The sequence below is a fragment of the Algivirga pacifica genome (genome assembly GCF_039543525.1).
GTDB lineage: Bacteria > Bacteroidota > Bacteroidia > Cytophagales > Flammeovirgaceae > Algivirga > Algivirga pacifica.
Genome location: NZ_BAABJX010000032.1, coordinates 105,299 through 121,942 on the forward strand (window position 1 = coordinate 105,299; position 16,644 = coordinate 121,942).

At 39.6% G+C, this 16,644-nt stretch carries 11 protein-coding genes; 7 read left to right on the top strand and 4 right to left on the bottom strand.

From position 1 onward, the window contains the following. Positions 1-28: 28 nt before the first annotated feature. The gene (locus tag ABD985_RS10735) at positions 29-1,015 is read right to left on the bottom strand and encodes a beta-ketoacyl-ACP synthase III (protein WP_345371600.1); all 987 of its coding nucleotides are present in this window, start codon (positions 1,013-1,015) and stop codon (positions 29-31) included. 254 nt (positions 1,016-1,269) lie between these two features. Here ABD985_RS10735 and sdaAB point away from each other — a divergent pair, with 254 nt between their 5' ends. Beyond that, positions 1,270-1,947, top strand: a complete 678-nt coding sequence (gene sdaAB, locus ABD985_RS10740) for an L-serine ammonia-lyase, iron-sulfur-dependent subunit beta (RefSeq protein ID WP_345371602.1) — start codon at positions 1,270-1,272, stop codon at positions 1,945-1,947. Between the two features lie 146 nt (positions 1,948-2,093). Continuing rightward, on the top strand, positions 2,094-2,519 hold the full coding sequence (locus tag ABD985_RS10745) for a DUF2147 domain-containing protein (RefSeq protein WP_345371603.1): 426 nt from the start codon (positions 2,094-2,096) through the stop codon (positions 2,517-2,519). A 121-nt stretch (positions 2,520-2,640) separates the two neighbouring features. Here the strand turns inward: ABD985_RS10745 and ABD985_RS10750 are convergent, their stop codons facing one another. After that, complete coding sequence (locus tag ABD985_RS10750; protein ID WP_345371605.1) at positions 2,641-3,000, bottom strand: arsenate reductase family protein; 360 nt, start codon at positions 2,998-3,000, stop codon at positions 2,641-2,643. Positions 3,001-3,278: 278 nt separating this feature from the next. Between ABD985_RS10750 and ABD985_RS10755 the strand changes: the two genes are divergently transcribed. Further along, positions 3,279-4,499 carry a bifunctional 3,4-dihydroxy-2-butanone-4-phosphate synthase/GTP cyclohydrolase II gene (locus ABD985_RS10755; protein ID WP_345371606.1) on the top strand — a complete coding sequence of 407 codons (1,221 nt, stop codon included), beginning with the start codon at positions 3,279-3,281 and terminating at the stop codon, positions 4,497-4,499. A gap of 126 nt (positions 4,500-4,625) precedes the next feature. Here the strand turns inward: ABD985_RS10755 and ABD985_RS10760 are convergent, their stop codons facing one another. Next, positions 4,626-5,723 carry a Nif3-like dinuclear metal center hexameric protein gene (locus tag ABD985_RS10760; protein ID WP_345371607.1) on the bottom strand — a complete coding sequence of 366 codons (1,098 nt, stop codon included), beginning with the start codon at positions 5,721-5,723 and terminating at the stop codon, positions 4,626-4,628. A gap of 264 nt (positions 5,724-5,987) precedes the next feature. Between ABD985_RS10760 and ABD985_RS10765 the strand changes: the two genes are divergently transcribed. Then, entirely contained in the window at positions 5,988-6,869 is an 882-nt protein-coding gene (locus ABD985_RS10765; protein WP_345371609.1) for a DMT family transporter, read from the top strand. Between the two features lie 83 nt (positions 6,870-6,952). On the opposite strand, the gene ABD985_RS10770 is transcribed toward ABD985_RS10765, so the two are convergent. Next, a complete protein-coding gene (locus tag ABD985_RS10770; RefSeq protein WP_345371611.1) occupies positions 6,953-8,332 on the bottom strand; it encodes a LysM peptidoglycan-binding domain-containing protein in 1,380 nt (459 codons plus the stop codon). A gap of 650 nt (positions 8,333-8,982) precedes the next feature. On the opposite strand from ABD985_RS10770, the gene ABD985_RS10775 reads away from it, so the two are divergent. From ABD985_RS10775 to ABD985_RS10785, 3 genes are all read left to right on the top strand, one after another. Next, the gene (locus tag ABD985_RS10775) at positions 8,983-12,123 is read left to right on the top strand and encodes a TonB-dependent receptor plug domain-containing protein (RefSeq protein ID WP_345371613.1); all 3,141 of its coding nucleotides are present in this window, start codon (positions 8,983-8,985) and stop codon (positions 12,121-12,123) included. A 503-nt stretch (positions 12,124-12,626) separates the two neighbouring features. Next, complete coding sequence (locus ABD985_RS10780) at positions 12,627-15,770, top strand: TonB-dependent receptor plug domain-containing protein (RefSeq protein ID WP_345371614.1); 3,144 nt, start codon at positions 12,627-12,629, stop codon at positions 15,768-15,770. A gap of 191 nt (positions 15,771-15,961) precedes the next feature. Further along, on the top strand, positions 15,962-16,594 hold the full coding sequence (locus ABD985_RS10785; RefSeq protein ID WP_345371616.1) for a hypothetical protein: 633 nt from the start codon (positions 15,962-15,964) through the stop codon (positions 16,592-16,594). The last annotated feature ends 50 nt before the right edge of the window (positions 16,595-16,644 follow it).

Genomic DNA, 16,644 nt, shown 5'->3' on the forward strand with positions numbered 1-16,644 from the left:
GGCGGGAACTTTGTCCCGCCTTTTTTTATTAGTATGCCCATGTCAAGTACATAGACCCCCAGGTAAATCCTCCCCCAAAGGCCGCCAGTACAATCTTGTCCCCCTTCTTAAACTTCTCTTCCCATTCCCATAGGCACAAAGGAATTGTCGCTCCAGTCGTATTCCCATATTTCTCAATATTCACAGTCACCTTCTCCATATCGACTTTCATACGGTTAGCCGTTGCTTCTATAATTCTCATATTGGCTTGATGAGGAATCACCCAATCGACATCCTCCCCTGACAGCTCATTTCTACCCAATACTTCCGCCGCTACATCAGACATCTTGGTAACAGCATGTCTAAATACGGCTTTTCCATCCTGATAAAAATAATGCTCTCGCTCCAATAGATCTTCATTAGATGCTAAAGGCATCGCTGAGCCTCCTCTTTTTACCCTTAAAAGCTCACTTCCCTTTCCATAAGAATATAGCTTAGCATCCTGAATACCATAATGCTCGTCTGGCTCCAATAGTGCAGCTCCTGCCCCATCTCCAAAAAGGATACAGGTAGTTCGGTCATTATAGTTAATCACTGAGCTCATCTTATCAGCTCCAATGACCAACGCTTTTTTATAATTTCCGGATTGAATAAAATTGGAAGCCATCTCCAGCGCATAAACAAATCCTGAGCAAGCCGCTGAGACATCAAAGCTCATAGCTGTAGACTCAATAGCATCGGCAACTATATTAGCGACTGAAACAAAGCCATAGTCTGGTGTAGCCGTGGCGCAAATAATTAAATCAATTTCCTGGCCTGAAATCCCTCTTTTCTCCAAGATTTGCTCTGCTGCTTTCGTAGCCATATAAGAGGTTCCTTTCCCCTCTTCTTTCAGGATTCTTCTCTCTTTAATCCCTGTTCTACTGACAATCCACTCATCATTGGTTTCCACCATTTTTTCGAGGTCTGCATTGGTCAGTTTGTCTGAAGGTACCCAGCCTGCTACAGCTGTAATGGCCGCATAGTTCGGTTTCATTTCTTTGTATACTTGGTTGTTAGTAATAATACGGTTTCTATTATTTTGCCTCTCACTTCCCTTACACAAGACACTCACTTTCAAAAGGGTATCAAATAAAAAATTGAAAGACAAACTTAATTCATTACAAGTTTACCATAAAATATTTCAATTCTTAGTCATTTTCAAGAAATATTCGCTATTTCGCAATTGTAAACCATACACTTATAAACAAATCATATTCTTTCAAACATACGTAACCAGAACACAACAGCATGGCCGATAAAAGTAGCATTTTTGATATGATTGGTCCAGTAATGATTGGACCTTCCAGTTCCCATACCGCAGGTGTTGTACGCATTGGTAGAGTAGGACGTAAGCTTCTGGGATGCCAACCTGAAGAAGCCATTATCACTTTTTACAACTCTTTCGCACGTACTTATGAAGGACATGGCTCTGATCGTGCCATTCTTGCAGGGCTCATGGATATGAAAACCGATGACACCAACATTAAACACTCCTTGGATCTTGCCAAGGAAGAAGGATTAAAGTATACTTTTCGCCCGATTGCCAATGCCTCTGCCCTACACCCCAACTCCATACAGTTGGAGTTAAAAGCCAAAGGAGTCACTATCAAAGTATTAGGCATTAGCCGAGGAGGTGGATTAATTAAAATTAAAAAGATCAATGAGTTCGATTGTAACTTCAGTGCCAACACACATACCCTCATTGTTTTAGCAGATGACCAGATCGGTAGTATATCATTTGTATCCAGTGTACTGGCACACGACGATTGTAATATCGCTGAGATGACTGTTTCCAGAAAAGGTAAGCACGAACTCGCTTGCCAGTTTTTTGAAATGGACTCTGCCCCACGCCCTATCACGGTCAAATACTTACAAAGCCTAAAATGGGTTAAAGAGGTCACTTACCTTCCAGACATCGACCTATAAACTTCCTTATTTCTTCTAATTTTTTGTGGGTTTCTTTCAATAATACAATTATATTGGTCTTTAATTATTGGAAGAAACCCCTATTTATTTCTTCCCTATCGATTTCTTTTTAAAACTATTTTTTACATCTAATAATTACTATCAAAATGAAAAACCTGTTTGCAACTGTCTTTTTCCTACTATTCGCAGTAGGCGTTCAAGCACAATCACCCTCCATTCTAGGAAAATGGAAAACTATTGATGACAACACAGGAGAAGCCAAATCTATTGTAGAAATCTTTGAAAGAGATGGAAAGGTTTATGGTAAAATTGTAAAGCTATTCAATAAGTCTGATAACGAGCTTTGCCTTGAGTGTAAAGGAGACAAGAAAAATAAACCAATTGTAGGCCTTGAAATCATTGAAGGATTAACCGCAGATGGAAAAGTCTATGAAGGAGGTACGATCCTTGACCCTGCAAACGGTAAAGAATACGATTGTAAAATTTGGGTAGAAGATGGCAAGCTAATGGTACGTGGCTACATCGCCTTCTTTTTCAGAACACAAACTTGGTTGAAGGCGGAAGCTATCTAAGAGCTCAGCGCTTGTTTGGAATACTATAAATGCTTAAAGTGACCAGAGAAAGAGGACTAAGAGTCTGCTTCTCTGGTCACTTTTTATTAGAACCATTTTATAAATCTCCTTCTCCTCACCTCTACATCTTCATAATATCCGTAGGTGTTTCCACCAATCTGGCTTTATTTTTCCATACGACAATAGGGCCTCGAATCAAAAAAGGGTGCTTCATTAACACATTTAACCAGCCTTCGGAATCAAACTCCTTTCCTCTAATGTTCTTTTGATAGAAGGGATCTGACTTATTCAGTAATTCCTTAGGTGTCTTGTTCAGCTTTTTCAAGAGATATTTCCATATCGTTGTCGTAAAAGCATCCTGTCCATAACTTGTCGTCACCACCTTACTGCTCATCGATTTTGCATAAGCTACAGTCTGCTTGTGAAGGCTACTACCGGGATGATAAAACACCTCCATAATGTTTTTCTTGTTGGAATACATGGTTTATAATTGAAGTTGTAAAAGATTGGAATAAACCTTAGATAAAGGGCTAAAAGAGACACCTTTATATCCAACTAACAATTGGATAAACATAAATAATTCCCAAAGTGTTTACACTTGATAACAAGTGAACAATTATTCATTATAAACAATTGTTATTGACATTAGTAAAATAATAGTAGTTTTGTAAGTAATATTTAATTCGATTACCAACAAACACACAGGAGTTCAGGTTTGAGGATATAAATATCCCATCCACTAATCATATCAATAAAATAATGGCTGAAGAAATTAAACTCAACACCATTGAGGAGGCAATTGAAGCAATTGCCAATGGCGAGATCATTATCGTAGTCGATGATGAGGATAGAGAAAATGAAGGGGATTTCATTTGTGCTTCAGAATGCGTTACCCCAGAGATTGTCAACTTTATGGCAAAAGAAGGACGTGGACTAATCTGCTGTGCCATTGTAGAGGATCGTGCGGAAGAACTAGGATTGGAACTGATGGTCGGTAAGAATACCGCTGCTTTTGACACTCCTTTTACAGTATCTGTTGACCTTATCGGACACGGCTGTACCACGGGTATTTCTGCAAAAGATCGTTCTAAAACTATCAGGGCTTTGGTTGATCCTGAAACCAAGCCTGAGGAACTCGGTAAACCAGGACACATCTTCCCACTAAAAGCAAAGAAAGGTGGAGTATTAAGAAGAGCAGGACATACAGAAGCAACTGTGGACTTTGCCCGCTTGGCTGGTTTCAGACCATCAGGAGCATTGGTGGAGATCATGAACGATGATGGCTCTATGGCCCGACTTCCTGACTTGGTTAAAGTTGCCAAGAAATTCGACCTTAAATTGGTTTCTATCAAAGATCTTATTGAATACAGAATTCAAAAAGAATCGTTGATCGAGCTGATGGAAGAGGTAGATATGCCTACACAAGATGGACACTTCCAACTAAAATGCTTCAAGCAAAAAAATACGGGTGAGCTACACATGGCCTTGGTAAAAGGAGAATGGAAAGAGGACGAACCTGTAATGGTAAGAGTACACTCTTCTTGTGTTACCGGAGATATCTTTGGCTCTTGCCGTTGCGACTGTGGAGAGCAACTGAAAGGTGCCATGCAAATGGTAGAGAAAGAAGGTAAAGGTGTGATTCTTTATATGAATCAGGAAGGTAGAGGTATCGGTCTTGTCAATAAACTGAAAGCTTACAAGCTACAGGAACAAGGAATGGATACCGTTGAAGCAAACCTTGCACTTGGCTTTAAAATGGACGAGCGTGACTATGGTGTAGGTGCTCAAATCCTTCGAGCAGTAGGGGTTTCTAAGATGAAATTAATCACCAATAATCCTAAGAAGCGTGTGGGCCTAATGGGCTATGGTTTGGAGATTGTTGACTCTGTACCTATCGAGTTTGAGGCTAACCCTCACAATAAAAAGTACCTTAAAACCAAGAGGGATAAAATGGGGCATGATATCATGAAGGAGCAATAGTTCATGATGTTTAATTGAGCTTCGCTCGTTCATAATGTTTAGTTGATACTATACAACTAAATGCTATAAACGAGCGAAGCTCAATTAACATATGCCATGTAGCGAAACGAATAATAAAAACCCTGTTTAAATAAAATAAGAAACGGGATTAGTATTTACCTCAGAGCTATAGCAAGCTAATTCCGAAAAGCGCCCACTGACCCATTGGTATAATAAATCTTTCGTATGTATTTCACTTTCATAGTGTCCTACATCTGCTATCATGATCTGTTGCTCTGCATCAAAGTACTCATGGTACTTATAATCTGCCGTAACAAACACATCCGCTCCTGCTGCCTTGGCATTGTTTAGCAAGAAGCCTCCAGACCCTCCACAAACAGCCACTCTTTTCACTTCTTTTTGAACTGATGGCGTATATTTAATCACCTGCAGGTTAAGCACCTCTTTTAAGTGTTTCAAAAAGTCCTTCACCTCCATCGCTTCTTTTAGATCGCCCACCATTCCAGAGCCAATATCCTGATTCGTATTCTCCAAAGCTTGTAGATAATAAGCCACTTCTTCGTACGGATGGGCATTTTTCAAGGCACTCAATACTTTTCCACTGGCATAGTCTGGCAAGATTACTTCTATCCTAGTTTCCTTCACTTTCTCCAAAGCTCCTTGCTCTCCTATAAAAGGTTTTGCCTCTGTGTTGGGTTTAAAGCTCCCCTCCCCTTCTACCATAAAGCTACACTCAGAATAGTTTCCAATATTTCCAGCTCCCGCTGCAGACAATGCTTCCAATACCATTTGCTGATGTTCCATTGGCACAAAAGTCGTCAACTTCATCAGTCGACCTTTTTTAGGGGCCAAAATACTGGTATTCTCCAAGCCTATCAATGCTGATAGTCTCGCATTTACTCCATGTTTTACATTATCCAAATTCGTATGAATAGCGTAAATACAAATATCATTTTTGATGGCGTTGATAATCGTACGCTCTACATAATTGCGACCATTAAATCGTTTCAGTCCCTTGAATACAATAGGATGGTGAGCTACGATTAAATTACACCCTTTGGCAATAGCCTCTTCAACCACTACCTCTGTGCAATCCAACGAGAACAACACGCCCTTAATCTCTTCCTGTCCTGTACCTGTAATTAGCCCTGCATTATCATAGCCTTCCTGTAAAGCCGTAGGGGCCTCTCCCTCTAAAAATGCGATTACCTCTTTAACTTTCATATTATTTGTTCATAATGTTTAATTGAGCTTCGCTCGTTCATGCTGTTTAGCTGAATCGTTGCATTGAGCTTCACTCATTCCACTTCACCTTCGGTGAAATTCGAGATACTATGATAATAGATTCAACTAAACAACATGAACGCAATTACAAAGTAATTGTAATTAAATACCATGAACAAATATTTTATAATTATGTAGGAGGCTTCACTTTGATTTCTTTTTTCGTTTATCTTTCGGGTATTCTTTTGTTACAAATAATTCCCGATGAACTACAAACCAACCAACCATCTTTTAGAGCTTAATTTAGCCGTACTATTTATCAGTACTTCCGGTACTTTGGGCCGTTATATTGATTTGCCTGCTCCAACCGTCATTGCGCTAAGGGCACTCTTAGCCGGAATCTTATTATTTGCGTTCTGTAAATGGAAAGGCATTAGCCTTCATATTCAAAAAAAACATAGAGGTAAGGTATTATTAGGGGGCTTTTTACTAGGACTGCACTGGGTTACTTATTTCTATTCTTTACAACTTTCCAATGTGGCCATAGGAATGCTCTCTTTATTTACTTACCCAGCTATTACGGCTTTATTAGAGCCTCTGTTTATGAGAACAAGAATGTCTTGGTTTCATATATTTTTAAGTATGGCTGTACTTATGGGAATTTATTTATTGGCCCCTGATTTTGGCACCGATCAAAACACCTTGCTGGCTATAGCCATAGGGGTATTCTCTGCATTTTGTTATGCCTTAAGAAATATATTATTGAAAAAAGTAGAAGGCTACCATGGTTCGTCCATTATGACCTATCAACTGCTCATTATAACGGTACTCCTTCTCCCCTCCTATGGAATGACTACATCTACTGCCTTATGGGATTACCTTCCGGCAACAGCCGTCCTAGCCCTGCTTACCACCAGTATAGGACACACCTTATTTGTTTATAGTCTAAAAGGATTTTCTGCAGCTACCGCCAGCATCATCAGCTGTATGGGACCTGTCTATGGCATTATACTGGGAATTATCTTCTTAGGGGAGGTTCCTGCTTGGACCACCGTAGCAGGTGGTACAATTATTTTAATTGCTGCAATCGCAGAAAGTCTAAAGGTATATCATCTACCTAAGTATAAGGTAGTAGGTAAAAAGTAAAAGAGAAAAGGTAAAAGGTATAAGGTATAAGGTAAGTATACCTTTTACCTTTTACCTATTACCTATTACTTTTCACCTTATACTTAATATCTCATAAATACTTTAAGTCGCTGTCCTATCTGTATCTGGCTCCCATCCAAATCATTCAATTCCTTAATATCGGCCCAAGTAATATTATATTTCTTGGAAATGGTACCCAAGTTATCTCCACTAACGACCTCATGCTCAAAATACATCACAGGTACACCAATACTGAGTTGTAACCCTTCTTGCATCGCTTGTTCTTCAGGAACGCTTTTTTGGTTAGAAGCATAACGAATATTCTCCGTAATCACATCAAAGCGAGCCGCAATATCCAATGCAGTTTCTCCTTGTTGTGTTTTATAAGATTTCCAAAAAATGCCTTTTTCGTGACTGGAGATATTCTTCTTAAGCTGATTAATACGATTTTTCAGCCACTTTAAGTGCTCCATTTGCTCATTGGTAAAACCCTGATCGATCAAAGCTTCATCTATCATCGTTTTTGCCTTATTCAACTGAGGCAAGCTTTGCTGATAAGTACTGAAATTCGTTGCCAAAGTATTAACTTCCTGCACCAATTGATCATAATTTTGGGCAGAGGTTTTTGGCTCAGCCTTCGAGGAAGCCTGCAATTGAACTTCAGTGACACCCTCTACTGATTGAGAAGGAGTTGCCCAATGAAAAATCCCTATAACCCCCAAAGCTACTACCATCCCTAAAGTGAACACAAACGCATATCGACGTAATTGTAACTGTACAGAGGGAACTTTATATTTTATTTCTTTAGGTGAAGTTGTTTCCTGTTTGGCCTCTATAATCGGTTTTTCTGGAATTTTGATACTTTCAAGTAAGGCTGCAGATTCTTTAGAACCCATTCTCTGTGCTTCCTGTAAGAATATAGTCGCTTGAGGAATATTTTTTAATGTTCCCTTTCCATGGTAACACATATAACCCAACATAAACAACAAGCCCTCATCCAGGTCAATCTGGTCTTTATAAAAATAGGTCAATGCTTGAAAAGCGTCTTCATACGCTCCAGCCAAAAAAGCCTCTTTGATTTTAAAAACAGTCTCCTCTGCCTTAAAATTGGCCAAGTCTAAGCTTAACAACAATTGATCAGATAGTCGCTTTTGTTCCAAGAACTTTTTCTCCTCCTGTATCTGTTTTATTAATTGTTGCTGCTCCTCTTCCAAAACTTCCAAAGGAAATGCTTTATAGTTCTTTTGTCCTATAGAAGTTGCTTCTGCTACTATTCTTCCATCTTGCAAGACGACTTGATTGCCTGCCTGAAAGGCTCCCGTTTTCTTATGGCCTTGTTCACATTGAATCAAGTACGGTTTTCCTTCGGAACCTTGAGCAATATAGAGATAACACAAATCCCCTATTGCCAGAGGCATAGATAGGTCAAACAAAAAGTTTTCACGAAATTCTTGAAAAGTCATGGTGCAGTCTTTAGCCTAGTAAAAGGTGATTTTTCTCTTATCTATTCTTCAAATCTAAAAAAATATATCATTTATCGAAGATACTTCTATAATAAAGCATGGAATTCCTATATCGGTTATCGGTTATCGGTTATCGGTTATCGGTTATCGGTTAGATAAATAAAATGACTTACTGTAAGTAACTCCTCCCCCTTTGACTCTAAAAATATAATATTTATAAATATTAACTTTTATTAACTAATTAAAGTAAACCAAGTATTAAAAGTAGAGTGAACACTTTTTAAATGAATAATCACTCATTGAAAAAGTCTATTTTAACAACTAAATAAAACAAACAGAACATCCAATACTAACACTGCAAAAACCCCTCAATACAAAATTTTTTAACAAAAAAAGAAACTCCACACCACATATTTAACACGCATAACATAGCAAACAGCAAATTACACATATTACAATACTTCAATTTCTCTCTTAAAAAAGAACCATTTTAACACTTAAAAAAATGACTTATAGTATTTAAAAATTAACATACAGTTAATGAATGTTACACAAATGCAAGAATTTATTATATTTTTTTAATGTTTTTTAAGATATACTTTTGTCCCCGTAACTAATTCAATAACTACTTAAATTTAAACTTCTTTCAAATGCACGTTAGAATTTTACAATTCGTCTTTACGGTGCTGGGCTTTGTGTATTTCACCGGTACAACCGCAGTGGCACAAAATACTACTGCAGCAATGAATGGTGTTGTTACTGACCGTTCAGGGGAGCCACTTCCAGGAGCAACAGTAATTGCCGTACACGGACCATCGGGTACACAGTATGGTATCTCAACACTATTTGATGGTAGCTATACCTTAAGAGGTATGAGAGTTGGAGGTCCTTACAACATCTCTGTATCTTTTATCGGTTACCAAAAACAAGATATCAATGGACTTTTCTTGAAACTAGGCGAATCTAAAAAGCTAAACATCACGCTGGTAGAGGATGCTGTAAATCTTGAGGAGGTAGAAGTAACTGCCAAACTGAGCAGCGATATCAACTCAGAGAGAACTGGTGCTTCTACAAGTGTTTCCAGTGCACAATTGAAGGCACTACCTACAATTAGCCGTTCGGCATCAGACTTCACTCGTCTGACTCCACAATCAAACGGAAACTCATTCGGAGGTAGAAACAACCTTTACAACAACTTCTCTTTGGATGGATCTGTATTCAACAACTCTTTTGGTCTTGACGTAGCGACTCCAGGTGGACAAGCAGGTGCTCAGCCAGTATCATTGGATGCGATTGAGGCAGTTCAAGTATCATTGGCTCCATTCGATGTAAGAGAAGGTGGATTTACAGGTGCAGGTGTAAACGCTGTAACAAAATCAGGTACTAACGAATTCAAAGGTACAGTTTACACATTCGGTAGAAACGAAAACATGATCGGTAACAAAGTAGCAGGTCAGGAAATCGAAAACCTAGACTACTTCACTCACCAAACAGGTTTCTCTTTGGGAGGTCCGATCGTTAAAAATAAATTGTTCTTCTTCGTAAACGCAGAAGCAGAAAGAGCAAACGAAAGAGCACACGGATTTGTAGCTAACCGTGGAGAAGAAGTAGGTGGTAACATCACTTCAGTAAATTTTGATGACATCACTGCTGTACAAGAGCATTTGATGAACGAATGGGGATACGATGCAGGTGCGTTCGAAAACTATAACCACCAGAAGTCAAATGACAAGCTATTGGTAAAACTAGATTGGAACATCAATAAGGATCACAACCTATCTCTACGTTACAACCGTTTGTCAGCTTGGAAAGATATCCTTCCTCACCCAGAGGCAATCATTGGTAGAGGCCCACAACCTTACCGTTTGCCATTCGCTAACTCTTCTTACACGATCAACAACAACATTGATTCGTGGATGGCCGAGTTGAACTCTCGTTTCGGTAACAAAGCTTCTAACAAAATGCAAGTGGGTTACTCAAGATTCAGAGATTTCCGTAGCCCATGGTCTGAGCCATTCCCAGTAATCGACATTTTCGACAACAACGGTAACTTGGCGATCACTGCAGGTTCTGAGATGTTCTCTACGAACAACGTGTTGGATCAGGATGTATTCCAGTTCAGAGATGACTTCACATACTACACGGCTAAACACACGATCACAGCGGGTACAAACATCGAGGTATTCAAGTTTAACAACTCATTTAACTTGTTCTACTACCCATGGCATATGTTCTTCTCTGTAGAGGACTTCTTGAATACTACAAAAGAAGATATGGACTTCAATGCTCAGGTAACTGCAGCTCAAGAGAACGATTACGCAATGGCTGAAGTAGATGTAGCACAAGCAGCATTCTACGTACAGGACGAGTTCCAGGCAACAGACAACTTCAAGTTGACACTAGGATTGAGAATGGATATTCCAATCTACCTAAGCGAGATTGCTTACGATGCTACTACTGCTGAGTTTGACGGATGGGTTGACGCAGAAGGAAATGCTGCGACAGTAGATCCATCTACTTTCCCTAAGGCTAGACCACTATGGTCTCCAAGAGTTGGTTTCAACTGGGATATCGCAGGTAACCAAACAAAACAATTGAGAGGTGGTTCAGGTATCTTTACTGGACGTATTCCATTCGTATGGTTGGGTAACCAAGCATCTAACCCGATGATCGCTCCAGGATATACATTCCAGGTGAACGATACAGAGGATAACTTCAAGTTCCCTCAGGTTTGGAAAACAAACATCGCTTACGACCACTCATTCGGTAAAGGATGGTTCGCTTCATTGGAAACAATCATCTCAAGAGACTTGAACGCAGTAGTTCATAGAAACTACAACATGTTGGCTCCTTCAGAAAATGCAGAAGGAACTGGAGATGACAGACCAATTTTCGCAGACTTCACTGAGCAAAACATCTATTCAAGCTCACCTGACGCAATCGGATTCCTTGATGCAGGTGCTATCGTATTGGAGAACGTAGACAAAGGTTACCAGTACTCTGTAACAGCTCAAGTGAAAAAGCAATTCCTATTCGGAATGAACATCATGGGTGCTTATACATTCCAAGAGTCTAAAGACTTCACGTCTATTCCTGCGGAGATCGCTGCGGATGCATTCCAGCGTAACCCTCAGGTAATGGGTCCTAACAACTCTCAGTTTGCACACTCAAGATATGGTCTTCGTCACAGATTCATCACTTCTGTAGACTATAGAAAAGAATATGCAGGTGGTAAATTGGCGACTTCAGTAGCACTATTCGGTGAAGTAGCAAAAGGTAACAGATACTCATTCACTTATGTAGGTGATATGAACAACGATGGTATCGCAACGAACAATGACTTGATCTACGTTCCTGCTGATCAAAATGATATCGTATTTGCTGATGCAGCTACTGCAGATGCACAATGGGATGCGTTGAACGCTTTTATCGAGCAAGATCCTTACCTAAGCACTAGAAGAGGTGAGTATGCAGACAGAAACGGTGCAATGCTACCTTGGTTCTCTCAGTTTGATATCAGAGTACTTCAGGATTACAACTTCACTGTTGCTGGTAGAAAGAATACACTACAGTTGTCATTGGATATCTTGAACGTAGGAAACATGTTGAACTCTGACTGGGGTGTAAGACAATTGCCTACAACAGTATCTCCAATCAACTTTGAAGGATACCAGGATGGTACATACATCCCTACCTTCTCTTTCGATACTAACTTGACAGAGTCATTCTCTAACGATGTATCAGTAATGTCTAAGTGGCAAATGCAGGTAGGTGCTCGTTGGATCTTCTAATCCATCGGACTAACAACCTATCTTAACAAATAGATCAAAAAGCCTTGCTCCTCATGTAGCAAGGCTTTTTTTATCTTCTTTTCCCCTTTATTTTTTAACACCTTTAAACACTAACACTTATTAAGGATAAAAAAAGACATAAAATGACCTTTTCTGAACCCTTAATCATTAGCAGTTATTACCACTCTCTCCCCTATTTAAGCATTCACTCTCAGCCCTCTCCTTCCAATAGATATTCTATAAAACCACTGAGACACCATATAATACAACTATAAGCATCTAAAAAACCTACAATTCCCAACGTCATCACCTTCCTATAACAAAATAAGAAATCTACAATACTCTTAGTAAAGAACATTCTTAAAACACCCTTTTACAAACAACACAAGGTATTCATTTTCAAATATTTACAAATTCACAATAGTATTATTTTAAGATCTTTTGACATATTTTTGCCCATGGACAAAACTCCAAAGAATTAAACTCTAACTATAATAAAGACGATGCACATTAGAATTTTACAATTCGCCTTTACTGTAATAGCCTTAGTCCATATCAGTGGCATGCAGGCATTTGCTCAAAATACCACTGCGGCAATTAACGGCGTAGTAACTGACAGAAATGGAGAGCCTTTACCAGGAGCGACAGTCATCGCTATCCATGGTCCATCCGGAACACAGTATGGTATCTCTACACTATTTGATGGTAGCTATACCTTAAGAGGTATGAGAGTTGGAGGCCCTTATAAGATCTCTATCTCATTTATTGGTTACCAAAAACAAGAACTAGATGGTGCTTTCCTTAAACTAGGGGAATCCAAAAAAATGAGCTTCGTACTTGTCGAAGATGCCGTTAATCTGGAAGAAGTAGAAGTCACTGCCAACGCTGGAGCCGACATTAACTCAGAAAGAACTGGAGCTTCTACCAGCGTTTCCAGCGAACAACTTAAATCCCTACCGACCATTAGCCGTTCTACCTCAGACTTTACTCGTCTGACTCCTCAATCCAACGGCAACTCATTTGGAGGTAGAAACAGCCTTTATAATAACTTCTCCCTTGATGGATCCATCTTTAACAACTCTTTTGGGTTGGATGCAGCCACTCCGGGCGGTCAGGCAGGCGCACAACCTGTATCACTGGATGCCATCGAACAAGTACAGGTATCCTTGGCTCCATTTGACGTAAGAGAAGGAGGATTTACAGGAGCAGGTGTCAACGCTGTAACCAAATCAGGTACCAACGAATTCAAGGGTACTGTATATACCTTCGGTAGAAATGAAAATATGATTGGTAACAAGGTTGCAGGTCAACAAATCGAAAACCTTGATTACTTCACACACCAAACAGGTTTCTCTTTAGGAGGACCAATCATTAAAAACAAACTATTCTTCTTTGTTAACGCAGAAGCAGAAAGAGCTAACGAAAGAGCACACGGCTTTGTTGCTAACCGAGACGAAGAAGTAGGTGGAAACATCACTTCTGTGAGCTATAACGATATCATGGCTGTCAAAAACCACCTATGGAATGAGTGGGGCTATGATGCTGGAGAGTTTGAGAACTTCAACCACCAAAAGTCTAATGACAAGCTATTGATCAAACTGGACTGGAACATCAATGATAGTCATAACTTCTCCCTAAGATATAACCGTCTGTCGGCTTGGAAAGATCACCTTCCTCACCCAGAAGCAATCATTGGTAGAAGTGCAACACCTTATCGTCTGCCATTCTCTAACTCTTCTTATACGATCAATAACAATATTGATTCTTGGATGGGAGAACTGAACTCTCGATTTGGCAATAAGGCCTCCAATAAACTACAAATAGGCTACTCTCGATTCAGAGATTTCCGTGATCCATGGTCAGAAGCATTCCCGGTGATTGATATCTTTGATACCAACGGACAGCTAGCCATCACAGCCGGATCTGAGATGTTCTCAACACATAACACCCTGGATCAGGATGTGTTCCAGTTCAGAGATGACTTCACTTACTATACTGCCAAGCATACCTTTACGGCAGGTACCAATATCGAAATATTCAAGTTCCGCAATGAGTTCAACTTGTTCTACTACCCATGGCATACCTTTGGTTCGGTAGATGAGTTCTTGAAGACAAGCAGAAATGATATCGACTTCAATCAGGAAGTAGCGGACGCCAATGCAAACAAGGAAATTGCGATGGCAAAAGTAGATGTAGCACAAGCAGCGTTCTATGTACAGGATGAATATCAAGCGACGGACAACTTCAAGTTAACGTTTGGCTTGAGAATGGACATTCCTATTTACCTTAACAAACTGGCTTACGATTCAACCACTGCCGAATTTGATGGCTGGGTAGATACAGAGGGAAATCCTGCAAAAGTAGATCCTTCTACTTTCGCCAAAAACAGACCATTATGGTCTCCAAGAGTTGGTTTCAACTGGGATATCACAGGGAATCAAGACAGACAATTGAGAGGTGGTTCGGGAATCTTTACTGGACGTATTCCTTTTGTTTGGCTAAGTAACCAAGCTTCCAATCCAAGAATCGACCCTGGCTATACCTTCCAGGTTAACGACACAGAAGAGGACTTCAGGTTCCCTCAAGTATGGAAAACAAATATTGCCTACGATCACTCATTTGGCAAGGGATGGTTTGGTACTCTAGAAGGTATTTTCTCCAGAGATATCAATGCAGTAGTTCACAGGAACTATAATATGCTGGCACCATCGCAAAATGCAGAAGGCACTGGAGACAATCGACCAATCTTCGCAGGACCGGAGGAAAATAATATCTACTCTAACTCTGAGGATGCCATTGGCTTCTTAGATGCGGGAGCAATTGTATTGGAAAACGTAGACAAAGGATATCAATACTCACTGACAGCTCAGTTGAAAAAGCAGTTCCTGTTTGGTCTGAATATTATGGGAGCTTATACCTTCCAGGAGTCAAAAGACTATACGTCTATTCCTGCAGAAATTGCTGCGGATGCCTTCCAGCGTAACCCTCAGGTAATGGGGCCAAACAACTCACAGTTTGCACATTCAAGATTTGGACTTCGTCACCGATTCATCACTTCTGTAAATTATAGAAAAGAATATGCTGGTGGTAAACTAGCTACGTCAGTTTCCCTATTTGGTGAGATTGCCAAAGGAAACAGATACTCTTATACTTATGTAGGAGATATGAACAGAGATGGTATTGCTACCAACAATGACTTGATCTATGTTCCTGCTGACAAAAATGATATCCTATTTGCTGATGCTACTACGGCAGATGCACAATGGGCAGCCTTAGATGCATTTATCGAGCAGGATCCTTACTTAAGCACGAGAAGAGGAGAGTATGCAGACCGTAACGGCGCTATGCTTCCTTGGTATTCTCAGTTTGATGTAAGAGTACTTCAAGACTATAACTTTAATGTAGCAGGAAGAAAGAATACACTTCAACTATCATTGGATATCTTGAACTTTGGTAACTTATTGAACTCTAACTGGGGAGTGAGAGAATTACCAACAACAACTTCTCCAATCACATTTGAAGGCTATCAGGAAGGTACAAATATTCCTACGTTCTCTTTCGATACCAGCCTGAAAGAGTCGTTCACCAACGATGTATCTATCTTGTCTAAATGGCAAATGCAGGTAGGAGCTAGATGGATCTTCTAATATTTTACCATTATTGTTGATCGCTTACAGGATCGTTTCAATCAATGTATTCGTAAGGGATAACAGATACGCTAAAAAGAGTCTGTTTCATAAATAAGTGAGACAGACTCTTTTTTTATTATATTCGTGGCCATCCAGACTTAATGATGGTCTAATCTATAGAAATACTGGTCAAAGAATATAGGTGAATCGTGAAGCAATATAGACTTTTTATAATCATATTAATTACTTTCTTGAACTCGGGAGGAAGCTTCTCTTTTGGACAAGAGCATAAAAAAAACTTTAGCCAATTATCTGGTAATACACAGAAAATGGCTAAAGCAGAGGCTAGATCTTATAAAAAAGAAGGCTTTCAAAATATTCCTGGAGACCCTTCCCTACAAACGCAAGTAGAAAATTTCTATCTGGCTTTAGACCGTCAAGGTCATTCCCTGTATGTCGCTCATAGCGAAAGTGATGACACACATTTTCAGTCCGCCAAGAAAAAAGCCCAACAAGCCTGTATACAAGAGATCTCCCAACAGATAGAGATGGTATTTCTATCCAAAATTGAACGAAATATTCAACGTTCTTCCCTACCTCAAAAAGCAGGAATACTCAAGGCATTGAATACCTACAAACAACAAACTTTACCAAGCACGGTACACCAGCACCTGGAGCCCATTCTTATCCTAAAAAAGGAAGGTATTGATACACTTACGCTATTGGTGGGGGTAAAAGCAGTCATGGAAAAGGTCCATCAACAAATCAATAAAGATCTTTTTGAGCAGCTTCATATGGCATATAACCTAAAAGAAGAAGAGTGGAAGAACATTGTTAAGTAACGGTAATTGTTTATTGCTTATCGGTTATTACCACAAATTAAGCGATAAGC